The following is a 23,566-nucleotide window of genomic DNA, read 5'->3' on the forward strand; positions in this document are numbered from 1 at the left end:
GGCCTTATGATGGTCGGCTCTGAGGGAACGATCAGGATGCTATGGCTGCAGGGTGCGAGCTGCGGCGGCTGCACCATGTCGATCCTGGAAAGCGGCGCGTCCGGCTGGTTCGACGAATTGCGCCAATCCGGCATCGATCTGGTGTGGCATCCCTCCGTCAGCGAGCAGACAGGGGACGAGGTCGTGGAGCTGTTGGAGGCGATCCGCGACGGCCGCGAGCGGCTCGATCTGCTGGTGCTCGAAGGCTCGGTGGCGCGCGGACCTGGTCTGACCGGCCGCTTCAACATGCTCGCCGGCACCAACCGCTCGATCTATCACTGGCTGCTCGATCTGGCGCCGCTGGCCGACTACGTCGTTGCCGTCGGCAGTTGCGCCGCCTATGGCGGCATTCCTGCTGCCGGCATCAACCCGACCGATGCGGTCGGATTGCAGTTCGAGGGCAGCGACATCGGCGGCGCGCTCGGCGCGGGCTTCCGCTCGAAACGCGGGCTGCCGGTGATCAACGTCGCAGGCTGTGCGCCGCATCCGGGTTGGATGATGGAAAGCCTGCTGGCGCTCACCTCGGGCGATCTGTCGGCAGACGGCCTCGACGCAGTCGGCCGTCCGACCTTCATCGCCAATCACCTGGCGCATCACGGCTGCTCGCGCAACGAGTTCTACGAGTTCAAGGCGAGCGCGGAGACGATGTCGGAGCGCGGCTGCCTGATGGAGCATCTCGGCTGCCGCGCGACGCAAGCGGTCGGCGACTGCAATCAGCGCTCGTGGAACGGCGGCGGCTCTTGCACCAAGGGCGGCTACGCCTGCATCGCCTGCACCTCGCCGGGCTTCGAGAGCGCGCAGAACTATCTGCAGACGGCCAAGCTCGCCGGCATTCCCGTGGGGCTTCCGACCGACATGCCGAAAGCCTGGTTCGTCGCGCTCGCAGCGCTGTCGAAATCGGCCACGCCGCGTCGCGTCCGAGTCAATGCGACGGCGGATCATGTCGTGGTGCCGCCGGGCCGTGCCGGCGACAAGCGCCGTCCATGACGCGGATCACGGTCGGACCGTTCAATCGTGTCGAAGGCGATCTCGAGGTCAGGCTCGATATCGAGAGCGGTCGCGTCACCAGGGCGGAGGTGACGGCGCCGCTCTATCGCGGCTTCGAGCAGATCCTGGAGGGGCGGCCGCCGCTGGACGCCCTGGTGATCGCGCCGCGAATCTGCGGCATCTGCTCGGTGTCGCAATCGATCGCGGCCGCCGCGGCGTTGCGCCAGGCCATGGGCATTGCGGCAGCACCAAACGGCATCCTCGCGAGCAACATCGCGCACGCGGCCGAGAACGCAGCGGACCATCTGACGCATTTCTACATCTTCTTCATGCCGGACTTCGCCCGCGACGCCTACGCCTCGCATGCCTGGCATTCGGCTACGGCCGAGCGCTTCGCGGCGACGAAGGGCAGCGCGGCCCGCGATGCGTTGCCTGCACGCGCGCGACTGCTCGAGATCATGGGCCTGATCGCCGGCAAATGGCCGCACAGTCTCGCCTTCCAGCCAGGCGGGACGACGCGCGCGATCGAGCTCGGCGAGCGCGTGCGGCTCAACGCGATCGCGGCGTCGTTTCGCGGTTTCCTTGAACGCGTCGTGTTTGCCGACAAGCTGGAGAATGTGCTCGCCTTGTCGACATCGGACGAGCTCGACCGTTGGCGGGAGGGCCGCGCCGGCGACTTCGCGCATTTCCTTCGGCTGGCCGATGCGCTCGCGCTGGCCGACCTCGGAAGCGGACCCGGTCTCTTGATGAGCTTCGGCGCGTATCACGACTTCAATGGGGCTCGTTTTCGCGCTGGTGTCCGCACGAGCAGCGGCGAGGTCCACGCTTTGCCGTCGGACGGCATCACCGAGGACGTCTCGCACGCCTGGATGCACGATACGTCGCTCGATCCGGCCGAGAGCCGCACCGTGCCCGATGCCGACAAAGCCGACGCCTATAGCTGGTGCAAGGCGCCGCGTCTTGCGGGAGAACCGGTCGAGGTCGGCGCTCTCGCAAGGCAGGCCATCGACGGTCAGCCGTTGATCACCGCGCTGCTCGCGAGCGGTCGCAGCAATGTCCGCAATCGTGTCATCGCCCGGCTGATCGAAACTGCGCGGCTCGCGCTGTCGATCGAGCACTGGATCAAGGGGCTGCGTCTCAACGAGCCGTTCTGCGACAACAGCGCCGGCGCGGCCGACGGCAATTTCGTCGGGCTCGTGGAAGCTGCGCGCGGCAGCCTCGGCCACTGGCTCGCGGTGCGCTCCGGCCGGATCGAGCGTTATCAGATCATCGCGCCGACGAGCTGGAATTTCTCTCCGCGCGACGCGGATGGGGTCGCGGGCCCGCTCGAACAGGCGCTGGTCGGCACCGAGGTCGGCACTGCCGGCGCGCGTGCGGTCGGCATTCAGCACGTCGTGCGGTCGTTCGATCCCTGCATGGTCTGCACGGCCCATTGAGCGCGCTGCACACAGGCAGGCAGCAAGCGGAAACAAGCTTGTCGGTGCAAAGCGCGTGATTTCCGATTATCGCGCGCGATCCGCCTTCCAAGGATCCACGATCGCGGCCTCGCTGCTGCAAGCATCTGGAATCATTATGATTCAAATCCAGCAATGATGCTGGCCCGCATCTTGCTGTCCTTCTCGCCAGAACGCGATCAGATGATCGCCAACGCGATGTCAGGGGAGGACTCATGGGCGCGGCAACGGAAACTTTTTACAGCGTCATCAGGCGTCAGGGCATCACGCGGCGCAGCTTTCACAAGTTCTGCAGCCTCACCGCAACGAGCCTCGGCCTCGGGCCGCTCGCGGCCAGCCGCATCGCCAATGCGCTGGAGACCAAGCCGCGCACGCCCGTCATCTGGATGCACGGGCTCGAATGCACGTGTTGCTCGGAGAGCTTCATCCGCTCGGCGCATCCGCTGGTGAAGGATGCCGTGCTGTCGATGATCTCGCTCGACTATGACGACACCATCATGGCGGCGGCCGGCCACCAGGCGGAGGCCATCCTCGAAGAGACGCGTGCGAAGTACAAGGGACAGTACATTCTTGCGGTCGAGGGCAATCCGCCGCTGAACGAGGGCGGCATGTTCTGCATCGATGGCGGCAAGCCGTTCGTCGAGAAGCTCAAGATGATGGCCGAGGACGCCATGGCGATCATCGCCTGGGGCGCCTGCGCGTCCTGGGGCTGCGTGCAGGCGGCGAAGCCGAATCCGACGCAGGCGACGCCGATCGACAAGGTCATCACCAACAAGCCGATCATCAAGGTGCCGGGCTGCCCGCCGATCGCCGAGGTCATGACCGGCGTCGTCACCTTCATCACCACGTTCGGCAAGCTGCCCGAGCTCGACCGCCAGGGCCGGCCGAAGATGTTCTACTCACAGCGTATCCACGACAAGTGCTATCGCCGACCGCATTTCGACGCCGGCCAGTTCGTCGAGGAGTGGGACGACGAGGCCGCGCGCAAGGGCTACTGCCTCTACAAGATGGGCTGCAAGGGCCCGACCACCTACAACGCCTGCTCGACGGTGCGCTGGAACGGCGGCGTGTCGTTCCCGATCCAGTCCGGTCACGGCTGCATCGGCTGCTCGGAGGACGGCTTCTGGGACAAGGGCTCGTTCTACGACCGCCTCACCAACATCAAGCAGTTCGGCATCGAGCACAACGCCGACCAGGTCGGCATGGTGGCCGCGGGCACGGTGGGCGCAGCGGTTGCGGCGCACGCGGCGGTGACGGCCGTGAAGCGGCTCGCCGGCAAGCGCGACGACGCCAAGCAAGATCATTAATCGAATTCAGGGCAGGCAACGATGGGCATCCAGACTCCCAACGGCTTCAATCTCGACAATTCCGGCAAGCGTGTCGTCGTCGATCCGCTGACGCGCATCGAGGGCCATCTGCGCGTCGAGGTGAATGTCGATTCCAATAACGTGATCCGCAACGCGGTCTCGACCGGCACCATGTGGCGCGGCATCGAGACCATCCTGCGGAACCGCGATCCGCGCGACGCCTGGGCCTTCACCGAGCGGATCTGCGGCGTCTGCACCGGCACGCACGCGCTGACCTCGGTCCGCGCGGTCGAGAACGCGCTGGGGATCATGATCCCCGATAATGCCAACTCGATCCGCAACATCATGCAGCTCTGCCTGCAGGTGCACGATCACCTCGTGCACTTCTATCATCTGCATGCGCTCGACTGGGTCGACGTGGTCTCGGCGCTCAAGGCCGATCCAAAGGCGACCTCGGCGCTGGCGCAGTCGGTCTCGGACTGGCCGCTGTCCTCGCCGGGCTATTTCAAGGACCTGCAGATCCGGCTGACCAAGTTCGTCGAGTCCGGTCAGCTCGGTCCGTTCAAGAACGCCTATTGGGGTCATGCGGCCTACAAGCTGCCGCCGGAGGCGAACCTGATGGCGGTGGCGCACTATCTGGAAGCGCTCGACTTCCAGAAGGAGATCGTCAAGATCCACACCATCTACGGCGGTAAGAACCCGCATCCGAACTGGCTGGTCGGCGGCGTGCCGTGTGCGATCAATGTCGACGGCACCGGCGCGGTCGGTGCGATCAACATGGAGCGGCTGAACCTCGTCTCCTCGATCATCGATCGCTCGATCGAGTTCGTGCAGAAGGTCTATCTGCCCGACGTGGCGGCGATCGGCTCCTTCTACAAGGACTGGCTCTATGGCGGCGGTCTCTCCGGCAAGAACGTGATGTCCTACGGCGACATTCCGGAGAATGCGAACGATTATTCAGGGAAGAATCTCAAGCTGCCGCGTGGCGTGATCCTCAACGGGAATCTGAACGAGATCCTGCCGATCGATCACGGCGACCCCGAGCAGATCCAGGAGTTCGTCACCCACTCCTGGTACAAATATCCCGACGAGAGCAAGGGGCTGCATCCCTGGGACGGCGTCACTGAGCCGAACTACCAGCTCGGCCCCAACGCCAAGGGCACCAAGACGGACATCAAGGAGCTCGACGAGGGCGGAAAATATTCCTGGATCAAGGCGCCGCGCTGGCGCGGCAACGCGGTCGAGGTCGGACCGCTGGCGCGCTACATCATTGGTTATGCGCAAGGGCGACCGGAGTTCAAGGAGCCGACCGACAGGCTTCTGAAGACGCTGAACCTGCCGGTCACAGCGCTGTTCTCCACGCTTGGCCGCACCGCGGCACGGGCGCTCGAATGCGAATGGGCGGCGAACCAGATGCGCTACTTCCAGGACAAGTTGGTGGCACGCATCAAGGCCGGCGATTCCTCGACCGCGAACATCGAGAAGTGGAAGCCGGAGAGCTGGCCGAAGGAGGCCAAGGGCTACGGCTTCACCGAGGCGCCGCGCGGCGCGCTGGCGCACTGGATCAAGATCAAGGACACCAAGATCGACAACTACCAGTGTGTCGTGCCGACGACCTGGAACGGCTCGCCGCGCGATCCCAAGGGCAATATCGGCGCCTTCGAGGCCTCCCTGATGGATACGCCGATGGCGGATCCGGAGAAGCCGCTGGAGATCCTGCGCACGATCCATTCGTTCGATCCGTGCCTCGCGTGCTCGACCCACGTGATGAGCCCGGACGGCCAGCAAATGGCGACGGTCACGGTCAGGTAGTGGGAGACGCACCATGATGGATGCCATTGCACGTCCCGCCGAGGCAGAGCCCAACCTTGCGGCGATCGCGGCCGACGCCGCCGGTGAACACGCGGTCGGCCGGCCCACGGTCTATGTGTACGAAGCACCAGTGCGCATCTGCCATTGGGTGAATGCGTTCGCGATCGTCGTGCTGATGATCACCGGCTATCTGATCGGGACTCCGCTCCCCAGCGTCGAAGGCGAGGCGTCGGCGAATTTCGTGATGGGCTACATCCGCTTTGCCCATTTCGCGGCCGGACAGGTGCTGGCGGTGTTCTTCCTTGCCCGCATCTTCTGGGCCTTCGTCGGCAACCACCATTCCCGGCAGATCTTCTACATTCCGGTGCACCGCAAGCAGTTCTGGAAGGAGGTGCTGCACGAGATCCGCTGGTACGCTTTCCTCGAGCGTGAGCCGAAGATGTATGTCGGCCATAATCCCCTGGCGCAGACAGCCATGTTTACCGGCTTCACGCTGTTCGTGACCTTCATGATCATCACCGGCTTTGCGCTCTATTCGGAAGGCACCGGCATCGACAGTTGGCAGCACAAATTGTTCGGTTGGGTGTTCGCGATCTGGCCGAACAGCCAGGACGTCCACACCTGGCATCATCTCGGGATGTGGGCGCTGGTCACCTTCGTGATGGTACACGTCTATGCCGCCATTCGCGAAGACATCATGTCACGTCAGAGCATCATCTCCTCGATGATCTCGGGCGAGCGACAGTTCCGCGAGTAGCAGGGGGAGCCGGCATGGTCGATGAGCGCGGGCGCGATCGCATTCTGGTGCTCGGGATCGGCAACATTCTCTGGGCGGACGAAGGCTTTGGCGTGCGGGTGGTGGAGGAATTCCACCGCCGCTTCACCGTGCCCGACAACGTCACGATCCTCGATGGCGGCACGCAGGGGCTTTACCTCGTCAACTATGTCGAGGAAGCCGACGGCCTGATCGTGTTCGACGCCATCGACTATGGCCTGGTGCCGGGCGAGCTCAAGCTCGTCCGCGACGACGAGGTGCCGCGCTTCACCGGCGCCAAGAAGATGAGCCTGCACCAGACGGGCTTTCAGGAAGTACTGAGCGCGGCCGACTTGCTCGGCCGCTATCCGCAGCGGCTTGCGCTGATCGGCTGCCAGCCGCTCGACCTTGAGGATTGGGGTGGCCCGCTGACTGCGCCGGTTCGTGCGCAGATCGCGCCGGCGATCGAGCTGGCCTGCACCCTCCTGGCGGAATGGGGCTCGCCGGCCGTGTCGCGGCGTGAACCGCTCGCCGGCGACGAACGCCTGCTTGCCAACGACATCGACCATCATAGCTACGAGCTGCGGGCGCGCCCGGCCGATTGACCGCGCCGCGAGGGAATCCGCCATGTGTCTTGGCCTGCCGATGACAATCCTCGAGACCGATGGCGTCTCGGCGCTGTGCAGCTTCGACGGCGAGGAGCGCCGCGTCTCGGTGTTGCTGCTGTCGAACCCGCCAGTGGGGGCCAAGGTGCTCGTCTATATCGACAACGCCGTTCGCTTGCTCGATGACGAAGAGGCGCGGCTGATCGGCGAAGCGCTGCGCGGCCTGCAGGCGGCCGTGAACGGCGAGAATTGCGATGACTTCTTCGCGGATCTGATCGGGCGCGAGCCGGAGCTTCCGGAGCATTTGCGGTAGCGGCGTCATGCCCTCGGGCATCGCCAAATTGCTGATAACAAGATTTCCACAGACGAAGTAAGTTTGCAGGCCTTGCCTGGAAAGCACCTTTCCGATTTCTCGCGCAATCCTTTAGTTGCAATAAAAACTTAATATATTTCAATGCCTTGAGCATTCTTGGCCCCGCGTGGGCGTCTGGCACGTCGATTGCTGATCATGGGGAATATGGCAACGATAACTGGTCAGGGAGAAACACCGATGGAAATGCAGCAGCGTGACCCCGCGCGCGCGCGAGGCGGGTTGCCGGAGGTCGATACCGGCACCGTCGATGCCTTTCTCTCCGAGGCTGATTGCGCCGGGCTTGTCACCGTGCTGCTGTCGGCCGGGGATCCCGCGCGGTTTCCAGAGGCACTGGACGTGGCCATCGTGCTGCCGGAGCTGATCACGGCGTTTCAGGGCCGGCTGCGCGGCGCGGTCGTCGCGCGCGAAGCGGAGGCCGAGATCGGGGCGCGATTCGGCGTGCGTGTGCAGCCGAGCCTGATCCTGTGCCGCGGGGGAGAGACGCTCGGCCTGATCGCCAAGATCCAGGACTGGTCTGTTTATGTCGATCGCATCTCGCGGCTGATCGACCGGCCGCAGGGCGCGACGGCGGCGGTCGTCGCCAGCATCGTCCCAGTCCATCAGCCTGCGGGAGTCGAGCGATGAAGCCGGGATTCTGGATCGCGCCTGAAGGAGCCGAGGAGCCGGTCAACATCTTTCCGATCGGCGAAGAGGCGCTCGATACCTCCCACAAGGGGCTGACCGCCTCCGGAGCGCTGGCCAAGCTGGCCTCGCTCGACTCGGAGGCGCTGGCGCGGAGCTGTCCGCGCGCGGTCGAACTGCTGTCGACGATTGCATCCGCCACCGCGGCGCAGACGGCCGGCGCACTGACGCAATTATTCCGTCTCGAAGGCCTCAACGATCTCGAGCGGCGGCTGATCGACGACGTGCTGGGCGAGGGCGAGGTCGCGGGCGTCGTGGCTCTTCCCGACGGGACGCTCGCCCAGATCCAGGAATCGGTGCTCGCCGGCATCTGGCGGGTGCGGCTGGAAGCGGATGAGCGCCACGACTACATCGAAGTCGGCGCCGTGCCGGAGATCGTGTCGCGCGCGGCCGCCGACCTGACCGCAAATGACATCGCGATCGGACCGGTGCCCGAGGGCACGATGAACGCGCTGCCGGTGCTCGCCGAGATCCGCGAGCGCGCGCTGTCCTGGCGACCGGGCCAGCGCTCGCAGACCATCAACTTCACGCTGCTGCCGATGAGCCCGGCCGACATGAGCTTCCTGCAGCAGACGCTCGGCAACGGCCCGATCCAGTTGATGTCGCGCGGCTACGGCACCTGCCGCGTGCTCGCGACCGGCATCCGCCATGTCTGGTCGGTGCAATTCTTCAACGCCATGGATACGATCATTCTCGACACCCTCGAAGTCGGCGGCGTGCCGGTGGTCGCGCTCGCCGCGGCCGAGGATTTCGAGGATTCGGCCGAGCGCCTGACCCAGATCATCGAGGCCTATTTCACATGAACGGCGGCTTCGAGAATTACGGTGTCCGCAGCGATCTCGCTGATGACGCGCTGTTGGAGTGCGGCATCTGCTGGACGCGCTACGATCCGGCCGACGGTGACGGCGTCGCGCAGATTGCGCCGGGCACGCCGTTCGCGGCGCTGCCGGACGACTGGCATTGCCCGAACTGCGACGCGCCGAAGACCAAGTTCATGGTGGTCGAGCAATGAGCGCGGACGCGCAGGGCACGTCTGACGTCACGCCGGTCGCGTGGGGCGAGCGTCTCGCCGGCGTCTATCGTGGGATCGGCGCGCGTGCGATGCGCGAGCTGCCGATCTATCACGACGCGCTCGACGTCGAGGCGATCGGATTTTCGGTGGTTGAGGGCCGCATCCTCGGCATCGTCGTCACGCCCTGGTTCATGAACGTGGTCACTCCGGCCGCCCAGGACTCCGCGGGATCCGTCGTCAAGATCGTGCTTCCGGCCGGCTCGTTCGAGTTCACGATCGGCGATATCGCCGGGATCGGGCGGATCGCGAGCTGCTCGCTGTTCTCGCCGATGTTCGAGTTCGCGGACATGGCCGCGGCGCGTGCGGCGGCGGAGGCCGCGCTCGCCGCGCTGATGGCGGCACCTGAGGACGAGGCGTTGTCCGAACGCGCCGCGAAGGCGTCGACGATCGATCGCCGCGCGTTCCTGCGCGGCACCCTCTCCGAGGGCCGCGCATGACCCTCGGCTTTCGCAACCGCATCGACGTGACGCTGTCGGTCGCCGATCGGCGGATCACAGGCGTCGACATTCGGCCGCGCACGCGGCCGCCGCTGGGACGGCTGTTCGCCGGCAAGCCGGCCGAAATGCTGCTTGCGGCCCTGCCGCGGCTGTTCTCGCTGTGCGCCGGTGCGCATCAGGTCGCGCTGCTCTCGGCGCTGGAAGCGGCGCGCGGCGAGCAGGCGAAGCCGTCGACGCGTCATCGTCGGATCGAGGCCGTGCTGACGGAACGCTTCGCCGAACTCATGCGCGGTCTGCTGATCGCTTCAATGGCGGACAATCGTAGTGCTGCGCAGCCGGTGCCACGGCTCTTGCAGGCGATCGCGGCGCTACAGACGCATTCCGGCGTCTCGCAGCAATCTCGCGCTGCAACCTTGTCTCAGATCAAGACGGGCATGGTGGCTCTGGGCATAGGCTTGCCAGCGGAGCCGGTTCTGCCGGGAACTCCGCTTGCATCGATGATGGACGCGGCCCGGAAGGCCGCCGATGATGGAGGATGGAGGCACATGCCGGCCGAGCATGACATCCTGTCGGCCGCCGATGATGGCGCCATCGTCACGCAATTGATCGACGTGGGATCTGCCTTTGCTGAGGCTCCCGAGCTCGACGGCCGCGTTCCGGAGACCGGAGTCTGGGCCCGCTATGCGGAGCGCCATCAATTGGCATCGGCTGGTTCCGTCGAACGTCTCTCAGCCAAGATAGCTGAGATTGCTGAGCTGTTCCGCTGGATCGAGACCGGCGAGGCGGAGGACCAGGCGGCCGACCCGCATGCCGTCGCAAGCTACGCGCTCGGGGCGCGGCGCGGCGCCGCCGCAGTCGAATGCGCGCGCGGCCGGCTGCATCACGCGATCGAGCTGGATGCGCACGGCGCGGTCTCGCGTTTCGAGTATCTGGCGCCGACGGAATGGAATTTTCACCCGCGCGGTCCTGTCGTGAGGAGCCTCACGGGGGTTGCGCTGCGCGGCACCGTCGATCGCCAGGCCATCCATACGATGGTCGGATCGTTCGATCCTTGCGTCGGCTATCACCTGGCGTTCCGGGGGATGGCCGATGCATGAGATGGCGCTGTGCGAAGGCATCGTCGAGATCGTCGAGCAGGAGGCACGTAAGGGCGCCTTCTCCACGGTGAAGACCGTGTGGTTGGAGATCGGTGCGCTCAGCCATGTCGCGCCGGAGGCGCTGCGATTCTGTTTCGAGGCGGTGACCGCGAAAACCCTGTTGCACGGGGCAGCGCTCGAGATCATCGAACAGCCGGGCACGGCATGGTGCCTGGGCTGCTCGCGCGGCGTCGAGATCAGTCAACGCTATCAGTCTTGTCCGGCCTGCGGCAGTCATCAGCTGCAGGTCACGGGCGGTGAGGACATGCGGGTCAAGGAGCTGGAGGTCGAGTAATGTGCACGGTGTGTGGCTGCAGCGACGGCAAGTCCTCCGTCGAATCCGGTGATGATCATCACGATCACGAGCATCATCATGCTCATGGACATGATCACAGCCATGATGAGTCCGGACATCATCATCACCATCACGGCCATTATCATGATCACGAGCACGAGCATGGTCCCCATCACGATGATGACCCGCATGATCACGGTCGCGCGCATGATCATCAACATGATCATGCTGCCGACCACGTCGACTGTTCGGCCAATCCGGCCGGGCAGGAGGTTGCCGGTCTCTCCAGCGGGCGCATCATCCAGATCGAACGCGACATTCTCGGCAAGAACAACCGGCTCGCGGCAGAAAACCGCGCGCGCTTCGCCGCGCATGACGTGCTGGCATTCAACTTCGTCTCCAGCCCGGGCGCCGGCAAGACCTCGCTGCTGGTCCGCGCCGTCTCCGATCTCAAGCAGAGTCGGCCCGTCGCGGTGATCGAGGGCGACCAGCAGACCTCCAACGATGCCGAGCGCATCCGCGCCACCGGCGTGCCGGCGATCCAGATCAACACCGGCAAGGGCTGTCATCTCGACGCGGCCATGGTCGGCGAGGCCTATGGCCGGCTGCCGGCTCTGCGCGGCGGGCTGCTGTTCATCGAGAATGTCGGCAACCTCGTATGTCCGGCCGCCTTCGATCTCGGCGAGGCCTGCAAGATCGTCGTGTTCTCGACCACCGAGGGCGAGGACAAGCCGCTCAAATATCCCGACATGTTTGCAGCGTCATCGCTGATGCTCATCAACAAGATCGATCTGGCGCCGGTGCTCGATTTCGATCTTGCGCAGACGATCGAATATGCCCGCCGAGTCAATCCGAAGATCGAGGTACTGACGATCTCCGCGAAGACAGGCGAGGGCCTTTCGGCGTTCTACGCCTGGATCAGGAAGCAGTCTGAGCGGATGCGGGCGGGCGCAGCGAACGCGGTGCGGGGATGAGCACGCCCGGCCGGACATCGGCGGCGAACCATACGTGCCTCCGGCTCCGCGTCCGCGGGGCCGTGCAGGGCGTCGGCTTTCGTCCCTATGTCTATGGTCTGGCAACCCGCCATCGGCTCGGCGGCTTTGTCGCCAACGATGCTGATGGCGTGCTGATCGAGGTCGAGGGCGACGAGGTCGCCGAATTCGTCGAGTCCCTGCCGCGGCAGACGCCGCCGCTGGCGCGCATCGACGACATCGCCGTCGAGCCGATCGCGGCCGGTATCGGCACGGGCTTCCGGATCGCCGGGAGCGTGGGCGGGCGCGTCACGACGCGGATCGTGCCGGACGCCGCCACCTGTGCCGCATGCCTGGCCGAGCTGTTCGATCCCGGCAGCCGCTTCCATCTCTATCCTTTTGTCAACTGCACCCATTGCGGCCCCCGCTTCACCATCGCCGAGCGCCTGCCTTACGATCGCGTGTCCACGGCGATGAAGCACTTTCCGATGTGTGAGGCGTGTCGGTCCGACTACGAAGATCCTGCAGGGCGCCGCTTTCATGCCGAGGCGATCTCGTGTCCGCGCTGCGGTCCGCGGCTCAGCCATGGCATCGATGATATTGCCGCCGCGCTCGCGAATGGCAGGATCGTCGCCATCAAGGGTCTCGGCGGCTATCAGCTGCTCTGTGACGCCCAGGATGAGCAGGCGGTCCGGCGGCTGCGCGCGCGTAAGCAGCGCGACGGCAAGCCGTTTGCCGTGATGTTGGCCACGGCCGACGCCGCAACTGAGATTGCCGAGATCGATGCGCCTGAGCGCGCGCTGCTGGAGCGGGGGGCGCGGCCGATCGTGCTGTTGCGCTCACGCCAGCGTGTTGCGTCCTCGGTCGCACCAGGGCTCGCAAAGATCGGGGTGATGCTGCCGGTCGCTCCGCTGCATCATCTGATCTTCCATGTGCTGGAGGCGGGCCGCCGCGTGGCTGCCGACGGACCATGGGCGCTGGTCTGCACCAGCGCCAATCCGAGCGGGGAGCCGCTGCTGACCGACAACGCCGAGGCGCTCGCGGATCTTGCCGACATTGCGGATCTGATCGTCACCCACGACCGGGACATCGTCATCCGCGCCGACGATTCCGTGCTTGCCGTCGTGGCCGGCGTTCCCCGCTTCGTCAGGCGTGCGCGCGGCTATGTTCCGGAGCCGATCCGGCTCGCGCGCACCATGCCGCCGGTGCTCGCGGTCGGCGCTCACCTGAAGGCGACGGTCACGGTGACGCGCGGCGACGAGGCGTTCGTGTCGCAGCATCTCGGTGATCTCGACACGGCGGCGGCGATCCGCTTCTTCGAGGAGACGATTGCGCATCTCACCGCCATCCTCGACGTCCAGCCGGTCGCGATCGCGCATGACCTGCATCCGGACATGGCGTCGACGCGGTTCGCGCAGGCACACGGTCTGCCGACGCTGCCGGTGCAGCATCACCAGGCGCATGCGGCCTCGGTCATGGCCGAGCATGGCGTGACCAGCCCCGCCCTCGCGCTGGTGCTGGATGGCTACGGCTATGGCAGCGATGGCGGCGCCTGGGGCGGTGAACTGCTGTCGTGCGACGGCACCGGCTTCCGGCGCCTCGGCCATCTCGCTCCGTTGAAGATGCCGGGCGGCGACCGGGCCGCACGCGAGCCGTGGCGGATGGCGGCGTCCGTGCTGCACGACATCGGTCGCGGTGACGAGATCGGGCGGCGTTTCGCGGCCCAGACACAGTCGCGCAACATCTCCATGCTGCTGGATCGTGCCGATGCTCCGGTCACCACCAGCGCCGGCCGGCTGTTCGATGCCGTGGCCGGACTGCTAGGTGTCAGTACGGTGCAGAGCTACGAAGGCGAGGCGGCCATGAAGCTGGAGGCGCTGGTGCGCGAACCGGCGGCGCTGGAGCGCGGCTGGACCATTGCCGATGGCGTGCTGTCGCTGCGGCCGCTGCTCGCGCATCTGATCGCGCGTGATCTCGACGCCGTCGAAGCGGCGGGGCTGTTTCACGGCACGTTGGCCGCGGCCTGCGTCGACTGGATCGTGAGAGCCTCGCGTGCCACCGGCATCGGTACGATCGTGCTGAGCGGCGGCTGTTTTCTCAATGCGCATCTGGCCGAACAGATCGTGCGCGGCTGCCGGTCCGCAGGGCTCGATCCGTTCCTGCCGCGCCGTCTGCCGCCCAATGACGGCGGCCTCAGCCTCGGGCAGGCCTGGGTGGCCGGTCTGCATCTCACACAAAACAACATGATGTCTGGAGGGACCGTCTGATGTGCCTGGCCATTCCCGCCGAGGTGATCAAGCTCTTGGCCGATGACATGGCGATCGTCTCGATCGACGGTGTCAGCAAGGAGGTCTCGGTCGCGCTGATCGAGGAGATCGCCGTCGGAGACCACGTCATTCTTCATGTCGGCCACGCGCTGGCCAAGATCGATCCGGAGGAGGCGCGCGAGACGCTCGACCTGCTCCGGCAGATGGGCGAGGCTGTGGCGGAGGTCAGACCATGAAATATGCCGACGAGTTTCGCGACAAGGAGCTGGCGACAGGTCTTGCGCGCGCCATCCGCGCCAAGGCCGATCCGGCGCGCGCCTATCGCTTCATGGAGTTCTGCGGCGGCCATACCCATGCGATCGCGCGCTATGGCCTCGAGGACATGCTGCCCGACAATGTGCGCATGATCCATGGCCCCGGCTGTCCGGTCTGCGTGCTGCCGGCCGGGCGCATCGATATGGCGACCGCGCTGGCCGAACGGCCCGAGGTCATCCTCTGCGTCTATGGCGACCTGATGCGCGTGCCGGGCTCGCGCGGGTCCTCGCTGCTCAAGGCGAAAGCGCGCGGCGCCGACATCCGCATGGTGTATTCGACACTGGATGCGATCGCGCTGGCCGAGCAGAATCCTGGTCGCGAGGTGGTGTTCTTCGCCATCGGCTTCGAGACCACGACGCCCCCGACCGCCGTGATGATCCGGGCCGCCGAGAAGAAGCAGCTGTCGAACTTCACCGTGTTCTGCAACCACGTGCTGACGCCGCCGGCGATGCGCGCGATCCTCGACAGCGACGACACGGTCGAGATCGACGGCTTCGTCGGGCCGGCGCATGTCTCGACCGTGATCGGCACCGAGCCCTACGCGCCGTTCGCGCGCGATGACGGCAAGCCCGTCGTGATCGCAGGCTTCGAGCCGCTCGACATGATGCAGGCGATCCTGATGCTGATCGAGCAGGTCAATGACGGCCGCCACGAGGTGGAGAACCAGTACCGTCGCGCCGTCACCGCCAGCGGCAACCAGCGCGCCATCCGCGAGGTCGCCGAGATCTTCGAACTGCGCGACCAGTTCGAATGGCGCGGCCTCGGCAGCATTCCGGCGAGCGCATTGAAACTGCGGCCCGCCTTCGCGCATCTCGACGCCGAGCTGCGCTTCGCCATGTCCGAGCTGGTTGTGGCCGACAATCCGGCCTGCGAATGTCCGGCCATTCTGCGCGGCCTGAAGAAGCCGGTGGACTGCCGGCTGTTCGGCACCGCCTGCACGCCGGAGACGCCGATCGGCTCCTGCATGGTGTCGTCGGAAGGCGCCTGCGCGGCGCATTGGACCTATGGCCGCTTCCGCGACCATCAGCGGAGGCTTGCATCATGAGCATGCATCAGCGCCGGCTCGACATGAAGAACGGCTGCGTCGATCTCTCGCATGGCGCCGGCGGTCGCGCGATGGCGCAACTGATTGCCGGCCTGTTCCACGAGGCGTTCGGCAATGAATGGCTGGCGCGTGGCAACGACCAGTCGGCGTTCGACGTCGCCGCCGGCCGCATGGTGATGACGACCGACGGCTATGTGGTCTCGCCGCTGTTCTTCCCCGGCGGCAATATCGGCTCGCTGGCGGTGCACGGCACGGTCAACGACATCGCCATGGCCGGCGCCAGGCCGCTGTATCTGTCGGCGAGCTTCATCATCGAGGAGGGGTTTGCGTTTTCCGACCTGAAACGGATCGCCGATGCGATGGGCGAGGCGGCGCGCGAGGCGGGCATTGCGATCATCACCGGCGACACCAAGGTGGTCGAGCGCGGCAAGGCGGATGGCGTGTTCATTTCCACCGCCGGCGTCGGCGTGCTGCCGGACGGCCTCGATCTCTCGGCCGACAAGGCCAGGCCCGGCGACCGCGTGCTGTTGTCCGGCAGCCTCGGTGATCACGGCGTGGCGATCATGTCGCGGCGGCAGAACCTCACCTTCGACACCGAGATCATCTCCGACTCGGCCTCGCTGCACGGGCTCGTCGCCGACATGGTTGCAGCCGGCGGCGCCGGCATCCGGCTGATGCGCGATCCCACGCGCGGCGGGGTTGCGGCCACGATGAACGAGATCGCGCAGCAGTCCAATCTCGGCTTCCGTCTGCAGGAGGAAGCGATTCCGGTGAAGCCTGCGGTCGCTGCCGCCTGCGAGCTGCTCGGGCTCGATCCGCTCCACGTCGCCAATGAGGGCAAGCTCGTCGCGATCGTCGCGCCGGAGCTGGCCGGCGCCGTGCTCGCCGCCATGAGGGCGCATCCGCTCGGCCGCGATGCGGCTGACATCGGCGAAGCGGTGGCCGATGATCACCGCTTCGTCCAGATGGCGACGAGCTTCGGCGGCGGCCGCATCGTCGACTGGCTGTCCGGCGAGCAGTTGCCGCGGATCTGCTGAGACGCGCGATGGGGATCCAGGGAACGATACTGGTCGTGGATGACGAGGTCCGGTCGCAGGAGGCGCTGCGCCGCGTCCTCAACCAGGACTTCGAGGTCTTGTGTGCCGGCAACACGAACGACGCGGAGAAGCTGCTCGAAGGCGAGATCGTGCACGCCGTGATCTGCGACCAGCGCATGCCGCAGGAATCCGGCGTCAGCTTCCTGAAGCGCGTGCGCGAGATGTGGCCCGACCCTGTCAGGATGATCATCTCCGGCTATTCGGACTCCGAGGACATCATCGCCGGCCTCAACGAGGCCGGCATCTATCAGTACATCACAAAGCCCTGGCAGCCGGATCGCCTGATCGAGATCGTCCGCGAGGCCGTGCAGTTGTACCGGCTGCAGAAGGAGACGGAGACCGCCGGCGTCGACGTGAAGGCCACGCCGGCCCACATCAAGAAGGTGGTGTCGGTCAAGCGCGGCGCCGCCAAGCAGCTCTATGATTTCGACCGCATCGTGCATTCGGCGGCGAGCCCGATGCGCAACGTGATCGAGCTCGGCCGGCGCGCCGCCGACTACGACATCTCGGTCTTGATCACCGGCGAATCCGGCACCGGCAAGGAGCTCCTAGCGCGTGCGATTCACTATGGCTCTGCGCGCGCCACCAAGGCCTTCGTGGTCGAGAATTGCGGCGCGCTGCCCGATGAGCTGCTCGAGAGCGAGCTGTTCGGCTGCAAGAAGGGCGCGTTCACCGGTGCCTATCAGGACCGCATCGGCCTGTTCGAGGTCGCCGACGGCGGCACCATCTTTCTCGACGAGATCGGCGAGACATCCCCTGCCTTTCAGGTCAAGTTGCTGCGCGTGCTGCAGGAGAGCGAGATCCGGCCGCTCGGCGCGCAGCGCGTGCGCCAGGTCGACGTGCGCGTGGTCGCGGCCACCAACCGGGATCTCGAGGCCGAAGTCGAAGCCGGCCGCTTCCGCCGCGATCTGTACTACCGGCTCGCCGCGTTTCCGGTGCACATGCCGTCCTTGCGCGAGCGTCCGATGGACATTCCGCTGATCGCCGAGGGCGTGCTGTCGGCGGTGAAGACATCGTTCAACCGGCCGCATCTGCGGTTCGCACCGGCGGCGCTGGAGGAATTCTCCCGCTATCACTGGCCCGGCAATGTTCGCGAGTTGCAGAACGAGATCCAGCGCATGGCCGTGCTGGCCGATGCCGACGAACTGCGCTGTCCGCCGTTCGCCGGCCGGCGCAACGGCCGCCGCGCCGCGCCCGCGATCGCCAATGGCAAGCTCAACGGTTCCGGGAGCCTGAAGGACAGGGTCGAGGATCTTGAAAAGACCATCATCGTTCACTGTCTGGAGAAATATGATGGTAACATCAGTCGCGTCGCCAGCGAGCTCGGCCTGTCAAGGGTGGGGCTCCGGAACAAATTGTCGAGATACGATCTGAAGAAACATGGCAAAGGCCACTCACTCTCCTGAGTCCGGGGCTGACACGCTGCTCAAGCTGATCGCGAGCAGCAGCACGCTCGAACTCGACAGCGAGCGCGAAGGCGTGTGGATCGAAGTGATCCGCAAGATGGACGAGGTCTATTCCGACCTGCTGCGCTATGAGGTCGATCTCGAGCACAAGAACGCCGAGCTCGAGGAAGCCCAGGCCTTCGTCACCAACGTGATCGAGTCCGTCTCCGACATCCTGGTCGTCTGCGACGCCAGGGGCACGGTACAGCAGGCCAACTCCGCATTCCTGCAGACATCGGGACGGGCCTTGGCCGACATCGCCGGTCGCGATATCGCCGAGATGATCGATCCCGATCATCGGCCCAAGCTCGCCTCGCTGCTGAAGCCGCGCAGCAGCGCCGATGTGGTCGACGGTGAATTGCGCTTTGCCGCGGCAGCCGGCGTCAGCTCCGATCTGTTCGCGATCAACAGCTCGCCGCGGCATGACCATCGCGGCCGCTTCATCGGCGTCGTGCTGACGGGCCGTCCGATCGGCGAGCTGCGCCGCGCCTATGAGGCCCTGCACAAGGCGCATCAGGAGTTGCAGCGGGCGCAGCGGCAATTGGTCGAGCAGGAGAAGATGGCGAGCCTCGGCCGGCTCGTCGCCGGCGTGGCCCACGAGCTGAACAATCCGATCAGCTTCGTCTATGGCAACATCCACACCCTGATGCGCTACCGCACCTCGCTGGTCGGCTATCTCGATGCCATCCATGAGCAGCCGGTCAGCGAGGACATCGCCGCGCTTCGCTCGGATCTGAGGATCGACGCCATCCTCGAGGATTTCGGGCCGCTGATCGACGGCACGCTGGAAGGCGCGGTGCGCATCAGCGAGATCGTCAAGAACCTGCGCCGCCTGTCGTTCTCGAAGCTCGGCGAGGTCGAGCGCGTCAACATCGAGCGACTGATCAATACGGCCGTGCTGTGGGCAGGGCGCACCAAGCAGCATCGTGTCGACATCCAGATCGAGGTCGAGCCGGATCTGTGGATCTTGGGCAACGAAGGCCAGCTGCATCAGGTGATCGTCAACCTCGTGGAGAACGCGATCGACGCGATGCGATCGACCGACCTGCCGCGCCTTCTGGTCGCGGTGGCGCGCCAGGGCAGCGAGATCGCCTTTCGCATCACCGATAACGGCCCGGGCATCGACAAGGATCATCTGACCCACATCTTCGAGCCGTTCTTCACGACCAAGCGCGTCGGGGAGGGGACGGGGCTCGGGCTGTGGATCAGCTACGGCATCGTCCGCGAGCACGGCGGCGAGCTGTTGGCCAGCAACGAGCCGCAGGGCGGCGCCACGTTCTCTTTCAGCTTGCCGGCGGCTTGACCATAGCGGCGGCGCTGCTGCCGACGCTGAAGTGGGATGCTGGGTATCCCTTCGAAACGATGCTGGGGTTCCTGACGGCGGTGCCGTCGGATGTTGCGGGCAGAAGCCAAGCCCGAGGTGATCAGGACGCCGTTGCGACCGGCACGCGCTCGCGCTGATTGGTCAACCGCGCCAGCAGCACGGTTGCGGTTCGCGTGATGTGCTGCCTGGCAAGATCCTCGGCTGTCTGCGCATCGCCCGCGATCACCGCCCGCAGGATGTCCTCATGCTGATCCCAGATCCGCCGCGGCGTCTCGTCGCGCATCAGCACCTCGCCCATCAGCCGGCGCAGATGCAGCCAATGCGGCAGGGTGGTGTCCTGGATGACGGAGTTGCCGGAGATCTCGTAGAGGAATTCATGAAACCTGACGTCGGCCTCGATCAGCTTCTCGACCGAATGCTCGCGCTCGGCGCGCCGGCCCTGCTCGATCAAATTCGGGCCTTCCTCGGCCGCTCGCTTGGCGCCGCGGGTCGCCGCGAGCCGGCAGGCGAGGCCCTCGGCGACCGCGCGTATTTCATAGAGGTTGCGGATGAAGTCGGTGTCGATCGGCGCGACTTCCAGGCCGCGGCCCGGCGCCTCGCGCACAAAGCCCTGATTGCGCAGCAGCAGCAGGGCCTGCTGCACCGGCTGGCGCGAGACGCCGAGGTCGCGGGCCAGATCGTCCTGGATGAGGCGGGCAGATTCCGGCAACTCCCCGCCGACGATGTCGGAGAGAATGCGCTCGTAGACGCGTTCGGTCAGGCTCGGCTGGGTCTTCAGCGGCGGCACACGGCCTCCACGGGATCAGGTGTGATGTCCGGTCGCGAATGCGAGGCTGCCGTGCCGGAGCCCAGCGCTCGCATTGCGGCCGCTGTCGGTTTGAACGGAGTCATAGCGGGAATTTCCGCGCAGTGAGCGTCCGCCGCTGCTTGGACTTGCTGTCCTGCTGGATTTCGAGGTGATGGATGAACACGCTGGCCGCGCGCGAAATGTGCTCCCGGCTCAGCCGTTCGGCCTCGGCGCTGCGGCCCTCGATGACGGCTGCAAGAATGTCCTCATGCTCGTCCCAGACCATCCGTGACATGCTCTGCTCCTTCTGCAGCACGTCGGACATCACCCGCTTCAGGCACGGCCAATGCGGTGCCATCGTCTCGCCGATCAGCGCGTTGCCGGAGAGGTCGCCGAGGAAGCGATGGAAGGCGATGTCGGTCTCGATCTTGCGGTTGACGAGCTCGCTCTTCACCGCCTCGTAGCCGGCCGCGATGTAGGCCGGACCTTCGCGCGCAGCGCGATCGCTCGCCCGCTCGGCGGCCAGTCGCGCCGCGAGGCCTTCGAGCACTGCCCGCATCTCATAGAGGTCCCGGACGAAGCCGGGGTCGAGCGGCGCCACGATCAACCCGCGGCCCGGCGCGCTCTGCACCAGCCCGCAGCCGCGCAGCAGGATCAGCGCCTGCTGAACCGGCTGGCGCGACACTCCGTAAGCCTGGGCCAGATCGTCCTGGATCAGCCGCGAGCCCGGCGCGAGAACGCCGCTGACGATCTCGTCAGTGATGGCTTCGACGACCTGGTCGACCAGAGAGGGAGCGGCGGGCACGATTCGCATGGGTCATCACATTTTGCCGGACATTAGCATGTCAAGACAGAAAATCCATTTGCGACGTATTCGAATTCAGAGTACGAATTCAAAAAAGGGCGCCGCCCTAGGGCAAGTTAAAGAGGCGGCCATATAGGGGAGGGACTCCGTTGTCGGAAGATCCGACCAGTCTGGAGCGCGATCAGGTTTGGTCCGCGCGCTCGGAGGGCAGCGTGCGCGCCGGCGTGATGCCGGCGGTCTCGCGCGCATTGCTGGCGGCCTCTGTGGCGTCGGTTGCAGCGATGGCGCCTGCGCTCGGGGTGGCCGGAGAAGGCCTGACCCTGTCGGATGCGTGGGTGCCGGCGGCGCCCGAGGTGGGACGCGACATCCCGTTGCTGATCACGATCAAGAATGACACGAGCGCGCCGGAAGCGTTGATGCGCGTGCGTTGTCCGATCGCAAATTTTTCGGAGCGGCACACCGTCGACCGCGGCGAAGGCGCGCCGGCGATGCGCTCCATTCCCAACATTCCAATTGCCGCGGGCAGCACGCTGGTGCTGCTGCCGACCGCCTATCACGTGATGCTGCTGCAGACGCGGGAGCCGCTCGAGCCAGGCCAGCGCTTCACCTGCACGATCGTGTTCCAGAAAGCAGGATCCATCGAAACGGAGGTCGAGGTTCGCAAGTCCCCTTGAAGCGTGTTTGTCGCCTGCTGCCCTCCGCCGTCGCGCTTGGCGGAGCGGTATTCGCTCCAACTCATAATCAATATAATGGGAGAAGGAAACGATGAGGACTAACGTCAGGTCGACCCTGCGGGCGGTGCTGCTGGCCAGCGCAGCCTTCGCCTGTTTCCAGCTTGCATCGCCGGCGCAGGCCGCCGACGAGATGACCCCCGAACGGCTTCTCAACGCCGACAAGGAAGCCGGCAACTGGCTGCACCATCATAAGAACTACTCGGGCACACGGTTCTCGGCGCTGAAAGAGATCAACAAGGATAACGTCAAGAACCTGAAGGTCGCCTGGACGATGCATCTCGGCGGCGTCGAGGGCGGCGGCATCTGGAGCCACGGCGGTCTCGAAGGCACGCCGATCGTCGAGAACGGCATGATCTACGTGACCGACGGCTGGGGCTCGGTCTACAAGATCGACGCGCGCGGCGGCAAAGGCCAACTGGTCTGGAAGATGGATCCGAAGACGGATCACGACTGGGCCGGCGCCATCGCCTGCTGCGGCGTCGACAATCGCGGCGTCGCGCTGTGGGGCAATCTGGTCATTTCGCACACGCTCGACGGCCGTCTGATCGCGACCAACAAGGAGACCGGACAGGTCGCCTGGCAGCGTCAGGTCGCCGATCCCGACAAGGGCGAAGTGATCACCGGCGCGCCGCTGATCGTGAAGAACATGGCGATCTCGGGCGTGGCCGGCGCCGAATACGGCATCCGCGGCTGGATCGCGGCAACCGATCTCGGCACGCAGAAGGAGGTCTGGCGCACCCACACCATTCCGGGGAAGGGCGAGCCGGGAAGCGAGACCTGGAAGGACAGCAACGACGCGGCTGCGGCCGGCGGCGGCTCGACTTGGGTCACCGGCACCTACGACCCGGCGACCGACACCATCATCTGGGGCGTCGGCAATCCCGGTCCGGACTGGGACAACGCCTATCGTCCGGGCGACAACCTCTACACGGACAGTTCGCTGGCGCTCGATGCCAACACCGGCAAGATCAAGTGGCACTATCAGCACACGCCGAACGATCCCTTCGACTATGACAGCGTCGCCGAGAACGTCCTGGTCGATGTGCCCGCGCCGAACGGCTCCACCCTGAAGCTCGCGCTCGAGGCCGACCGCAACGGCTTTGCCTATGCGATCGACCGCACCAGCGGCAAGTTCATCTGGGGCCTGCCCTTCGTCAAGAAGGTGACCTGGACCAAGGGGCTCGATGCCGAGACCGGCAAGCCGATCGAGTACGACCCGAAGAACCCGGTGCAGCGCTACAATGCGTCGGTGTCGCCGCATCGTGAGAACAAGGTCGCGGACATCTGCCCAGGCAACATGGGCGGCAAGAACTGGCCGCCGACCTCGTACAATCCGGACCTGAAGCTCTGGTACATCCCCGTCATCGAGAGCTGCAACCGGATCACCGTGGAAGAAGCGACCAAGGACAAGCTGAAGCCGCGCGAGTTCTGGACCGGCGGCGGACCGAGCCAGCCGTTCAAGATCACGGGCAGCGTGACCGCGATCGACGTCACCACCGGCAAGATCGCCGGCAAGATGGAGACGCCGTTCCCGAATCTCGGTGGCATGCTGTCGACGCCCGATCTCGTCTTCACCGGCCAGCCCTCGGGCGAGGTGATGGCGCTCGATGCCAAGACCCTGCAGAAGCTGTGGGAGTTCAACACCGGTGGCGGCGTCAATGCGCCTCCCGTGACGTTCTCGGTCGACGGCAAGCAGTATGTCGCGATCCTGGTCGGTCTCGGCGGCGCCTGGGACAAGTGGTTCATCGAATCCACGCCCGAGCTGAAGAAAATCCAGCCCGGCTCGATGCTCTACGTCTTCTCGCTGTGAAGTCGGCTGCGGAG

General features: G+C 65.7%; 24 protein-coding genes. 22 read left to right on the forward strand and 2 right to left on the reverse strand.

Annotated features, from left to right (window positions below; all coding sequences use genetic code 11):
* Positions 1 to 9: 9 nt before the first annotated feature.
* From ACQR1E_RS16990 to ACQR1E_RS17085, 20 genes are all read left to right on the forward strand, one after another.
* Positions 10 to 1,026 carry a HupU protein gene (locus tag ACQR1E_RS16990; RefSeq protein WP_315752484.1) on the forward strand — a complete coding sequence of 339 codons (1,017 nt, stop codon included), beginning with the start codon at positions 10 to 12 and terminating at the stop codon, positions 1,024 to 1,026.
* A complete protein-coding gene (locus ACQR1E_RS16995) occupies positions 1,023 to 2,462 on the forward strand; it encodes a nickel-dependent hydrogenase large subunit (RefSeq protein WP_315752368.1) in 1,440 nt (479 codons plus the stop codon). Before ACQR1E_RS16990 ends, ACQR1E_RS16995 begins: the two co-directional genes overlap by 4 nt.
* 233 nt (positions 2,463 to 2,695) lie before the next feature.
* Positions 2,696 to 3,787 carry a hydrogenase small subunit gene (locus ACQR1E_RS17000; RefSeq protein WP_315713499.1) on the forward strand — a complete coding sequence of 364 codons (1,092 nt, stop codon included), beginning with the start codon at positions 2,696 to 2,698 and terminating at the stop codon, positions 3,785 to 3,787.
* Positions 3,788 to 3,808: 21 nt separating this feature from the next.
* Entirely contained in the window at positions 3,809 to 5,599 is a 1,791-nt protein-coding gene (locus ACQR1E_RS17005; RefSeq protein WP_315713498.1) for a nickel-dependent hydrogenase large subunit, read from the forward strand.
* A gap of 13 nt (positions 5,600 to 5,612) precedes the next feature.
* Positions 5,613 to 6,356, forward strand: a complete 744-nt coding sequence (cybH, locus tag ACQR1E_RS17010) for a Ni/Fe-hydrogenase, b-type cytochrome subunit (protein ID WP_315752369.1) — start codon at positions 5,613 to 5,615, stop codon at positions 6,354 to 6,356.
* A 14-nt stretch (positions 6,357 to 6,370) separates the two neighbouring features.
* On the forward strand, positions 6,371 to 6,958 hold the full coding sequence (locus ACQR1E_RS17015; RefSeq protein ID WP_315752370.1) for a HyaD/HybD family hydrogenase maturation endopeptidase: 588 nt from the start codon (positions 6,371 to 6,373) through the stop codon (positions 6,956 to 6,958).
* A 22-nt stretch (positions 6,959 to 6,980) separates the two neighbouring features.
* Positions 6,981 to 7,271, forward strand: coding sequence for a HypC/HybG/HupF family hydrogenase formation chaperone (locus ACQR1E_RS17020; RefSeq protein ID WP_315736711.1), 291 nt, complete (start codon positions 6,981 to 6,983; stop codon positions 7,269 to 7,271).
* Between the two features lie 237 nt (positions 7,272 to 7,508).
* Positions 7,509 to 7,955, forward strand: a complete 447-nt coding sequence (locus tag ACQR1E_RS17025; protein WP_315752485.1) for a hydrogenase accessory protein — start codon at positions 7,509 to 7,511, stop codon at positions 7,953 to 7,955.
* Positions 7,952 to 8,815, forward strand: coding sequence for a hydrogenase expression/formation protein (locus tag ACQR1E_RS17030; RefSeq protein ID WP_315752371.1), 864 nt, complete (start codon positions 7,952 to 7,954; stop codon positions 8,813 to 8,815). The genes ACQR1E_RS17025 and ACQR1E_RS17030 overlap by 4 nt, the downstream gene beginning before the upstream one ends.
* A complete protein-coding gene (locus ACQR1E_RS17035; RefSeq protein ID WP_315752372.1) occupies positions 8,812 to 9,024 on the forward strand; it encodes a rubredoxin in 213 nt (70 codons plus the stop codon). The genes ACQR1E_RS17030 and ACQR1E_RS17035 overlap by 4 nt, the downstream gene beginning before the upstream one ends.
* Positions 9,021 to 9,521, forward strand: coding sequence for a [NiFe]-hydrogenase assembly chaperone HybE (gene hybE, locus ACQR1E_RS17040; RefSeq protein ID WP_315752373.1), 501 nt, complete (start codon positions 9,021 to 9,023; stop codon positions 9,519 to 9,521). The genes ACQR1E_RS17035 and hybE overlap by 4 nt, the downstream gene beginning before the upstream one ends.
* The gene (locus tag ACQR1E_RS17045) at positions 9,518 to 10,618 is read left to right on the forward strand and encodes a nickel-dependent hydrogenase large subunit (protein WP_315752374.1); all 1,101 of its coding nucleotides are present in this window, start codon (positions 9,518 to 9,520) and stop codon (positions 10,616 to 10,618) included. Before hybE ends, ACQR1E_RS17045 begins: the two co-directional genes overlap by 4 nt.
* Positions 10,611 to 10,952: a hydrogenase maturation nickel metallochaperone HypA gene (gene hypA, locus ACQR1E_RS17050; protein WP_315752375.1), complete on the forward strand. Its 342-nt coding sequence runs from the start codon at positions 10,611 to 10,613 to the stop codon at positions 10,950 to 10,952. The genes ACQR1E_RS17045 and hypA overlap by 8 nt, the downstream gene beginning before the upstream one ends.
* Positions 10,952 to 11,926: a hydrogenase nickel incorporation protein HypB gene (gene hypB / locus ACQR1E_RS17055; RefSeq protein ID WP_315752376.1), complete on the forward strand. Its 975-nt coding sequence runs from the start codon at positions 10,952 to 10,954 to the stop codon at positions 11,924 to 11,926. Before hypA ends, hypB begins: the two co-directional genes overlap by 1 nt.
* Entirely contained in the window at positions 11,923 to 14,190 is a 2,268-nt protein-coding gene (gene hypF, locus ACQR1E_RS17060; RefSeq protein WP_434897328.1) for a carbamoyltransferase HypF, read from the forward strand. Before hypB ends, hypF begins: the two co-directional genes overlap by 4 nt.
* A complete protein-coding gene (locus ACQR1E_RS17065) occupies positions 14,190 to 14,426 on the forward strand; it encodes a HypC/HybG/HupF family hydrogenase formation chaperone (protein ID WP_316169838.1) in 237 nt (78 codons plus the stop codon). The genes hypF and ACQR1E_RS17065 overlap by 1 nt, the downstream gene beginning before the upstream one ends.
* Positions 14,423 to 15,550 carry a hydrogenase formation protein HypD gene (gene hypD, locus ACQR1E_RS17070; RefSeq protein WP_315752379.1) on the forward strand — a complete coding sequence of 376 codons (1,128 nt, stop codon included), beginning with the start codon at positions 14,423 to 14,425 and terminating at the stop codon, positions 15,548 to 15,550. The genes ACQR1E_RS17065 and hypD overlap by 4 nt, the downstream gene beginning before the upstream one ends.
* On the forward strand, positions 15,547 to 16,587 hold the full coding sequence (hypE, locus tag ACQR1E_RS17075) for a hydrogenase expression/formation protein HypE (protein WP_316169837.1): 1,041 nt from the start codon (positions 15,547 to 15,549) through the stop codon (positions 16,585 to 16,587). The genes hypD and hypE overlap by 4 nt, the downstream gene beginning before the upstream one ends.
* A gap of 8 nt (positions 16,588 to 16,595) precedes the next feature.
* Positions 16,596 to 18,053, forward strand: a complete 1,458-nt coding sequence (locus ACQR1E_RS17080) for a sigma-54-dependent transcriptional regulator (RefSeq protein WP_315713484.1) — start codon at positions 16,596 to 16,598, stop codon at positions 18,051 to 18,053.
* A complete protein-coding gene (locus ACQR1E_RS17085; RefSeq protein ID WP_315752381.1) occupies positions 18,028 to 19,395 on the forward strand; it encodes a sensor histidine kinase in 1,368 nt (455 codons plus the stop codon). Before ACQR1E_RS17080 ends, ACQR1E_RS17085 begins: the two co-directional genes overlap by 26 nt.
* 121 nt (positions 19,396 to 19,516) lie before the next feature.
* On the opposite strand, the gene ACQR1E_RS17090 is transcribed toward ACQR1E_RS17085, so the two are convergent.
* Together ACQR1E_RS17090 and ACQR1E_RS17095 are read right to left on the reverse strand one after the other, a co-directional pair.
* Positions 19,517 to 20,203, reverse strand: coding sequence for a GntR family transcriptional regulator (locus ACQR1E_RS17090; protein ID WP_315825303.1), 687 nt, complete (start codon positions 20,201 to 20,203; stop codon positions 19,517 to 19,519).
* A gap of 100 nt (positions 20,204 to 20,303) precedes the next feature.
* Complete coding sequence (locus tag ACQR1E_RS17095) at positions 20,304 to 21,017, reverse strand: GntR family transcriptional regulator (RefSeq protein ID WP_315752384.1); 714 nt, start codon at positions 21,015 to 21,017, stop codon at positions 20,304 to 20,306.
* 140 nt (positions 21,018 to 21,157) lie between these two features.
* On the opposite strand from ACQR1E_RS17095, the gene ACQR1E_RS17100 reads away from it, so the two are divergent.
* Positions 21,158 to 21,682 carry a copper chaperone PCu(A)C gene (locus ACQR1E_RS17100; RefSeq protein ID WP_315825301.1) on the forward strand — a complete coding sequence of 175 codons (525 nt, stop codon included), beginning with the start codon at positions 21,158 to 21,160 and terminating at the stop codon, positions 21,680 to 21,682.
* Positions 21,683 to 21,773: 91 nt separating this feature from the next.
* Entirely contained in the window at positions 21,774 to 23,552 is a 1,779-nt protein-coding gene (locus tag ACQR1E_RS17105) for a PQQ-dependent dehydrogenase, methanol/ethanol family (protein ID WP_434843159.1), read from the forward strand.
* Positions 23,553 to 23,566 lie beyond the last annotated feature (14 nt).

The organism is Bradyrhizobium sp. HKCCYLRH1030 (assembly GCF_051168395.1).
Lineage (GTDB): Bacteria > Pseudomonadota > Alphaproteobacteria > Rhizobiales > Xanthobacteraceae > Bradyrhizobium.

Coding starts and splice junctions, on each gene's coding strand:
- ACQR1E_RS17005 (WP_315713498.1), top strand. CDS start 3,809: ATGGGCATCCAGACTCCCAACGGCTTCAATCTCGACAATTCCGGCAAG.
- ACQR1E_RS17030 (WP_315752371.1), top strand. CDS start 7,952: ATGAAGCCGGGATTCTGGATCGCGCCTGAAGGAGCCGAGGAGCCGGTC.
- hypD (WP_315752379.1), top strand. CDS start 14,423: ATGAAATATGCCGACGAGTTTCGCGACAAGGAGCTGGCGACAGGTCTT.
- ACQR1E_RS16995 (WP_315752368.1), top strand. CDS start 1,023: ATGACGCGGATCACGGTCGGACCGTTCAATCGTGTCGAAGGCGATCTC.
- ACQR1E_RS17020 (WP_315736711.1), top strand. CDS start 6,981: ATGTGTCTTGGCCTGCCGATGACAATCCTCGAGACCGATGGCGTCTCG.
- ACQR1E_RS17095 (WP_315752384.1), bottom strand. CDS start 21,017: ATGCGAATCGTGCCCGCCGCTCCCTCTCTGGTCGACCAGGTCGTCGAA.
- ACQR1E_RS17065 (WP_316169838.1), top strand. CDS start 14,190: ATGTGCCTGGCCATTCCCGCCGAGGTGATCAAGCTCTTGGCCGATGAC.
- ACQR1E_RS17015 (WP_315752370.1), top strand. CDS start 6,371: ATGGTCGATGAGCGCGGGCGCGATCGCATTCTGGTGCTCGGGATCGGC.
- ACQR1E_RS17080 (WP_315713484.1), top strand. CDS start 16,596: ATGGGGATCCAGGGAACGATACTGGTCGTGGATGACGAGGTCCGGTCG.
- ACQR1E_RS17085 (WP_315752381.1), top strand. CDS start 18,028: ATGGCAAAGGCCACTCACTCTCCTGAGTCCGGGGCTGACACGCTGCTC.
- hypF (WP_434897328.1), top strand. CDS start 11,923: ATGAGCACGCCCGGCCGGACATCGGCGGCGAACCATACGTGCCTCCGG.
- ACQR1E_RS17025 (WP_315752485.1), top strand. CDS start 7,509: ATGGAAATGCAGCAGCGTGACCCCGCGCGCGCGCGAGGCGGGTTGCCG.
- hypA (WP_315752375.1), top strand. CDS start 10,611: ATGCATGAGATGGCGCTGTGCGAAGGCATCGTCGAGATCGTCGAGCAG.
- ACQR1E_RS17045 (WP_315752374.1), top strand. CDS start 9,518: ATGACCCTCGGCTTTCGCAACCGCATCGACGTGACGCTGTCGGTCGCC.
- hybE (WP_315752373.1), top strand. CDS start 9,021: ATGAGCGCGGACGCGCAGGGCACGTCTGACGTCACGCCGGTCGCGTGG.
- ACQR1E_RS16990 (WP_315752484.1), top strand. CDS start 10: ATGGTCGGCTCTGAGGGAACGATCAGGATGCTATGGCTGCAGGGTGCG.
- cybH (WP_315752369.1), top strand. CDS start 5,613: ATGATGGATGCCATTGCACGTCCCGCCGAGGCAGAGCCCAACCTTGCG.
- ACQR1E_RS17035 (WP_315752372.1), top strand. CDS start 8,812: ATGAACGGCGGCTTCGAGAATTACGGTGTCCGCAGCGATCTCGCTGAT.
- hypB (WP_315752376.1), top strand. CDS start 10,952: ATGTGCACGGTGTGTGGCTGCAGCGACGGCAAGTCCTCCGTCGAATCC.
- hypE (WP_316169837.1), top strand. CDS start 15,547: ATGAGCATGCATCAGCGCCGGCTCGACATGAAGAACGGCTGCGTCGAT.
- ACQR1E_RS17105 (WP_434843159.1), top strand. CDS start 21,774: ATGAGGACTAACGTCAGGTCGACCCTGCGGGCGGTGCTGCTGGCCAGC.
- ACQR1E_RS17000 (WP_315713499.1), top strand. CDS start 2,696: ATGGGCGCGGCAACGGAAACTTTTTACAGCGTCATCAGGCGTCAGGGC.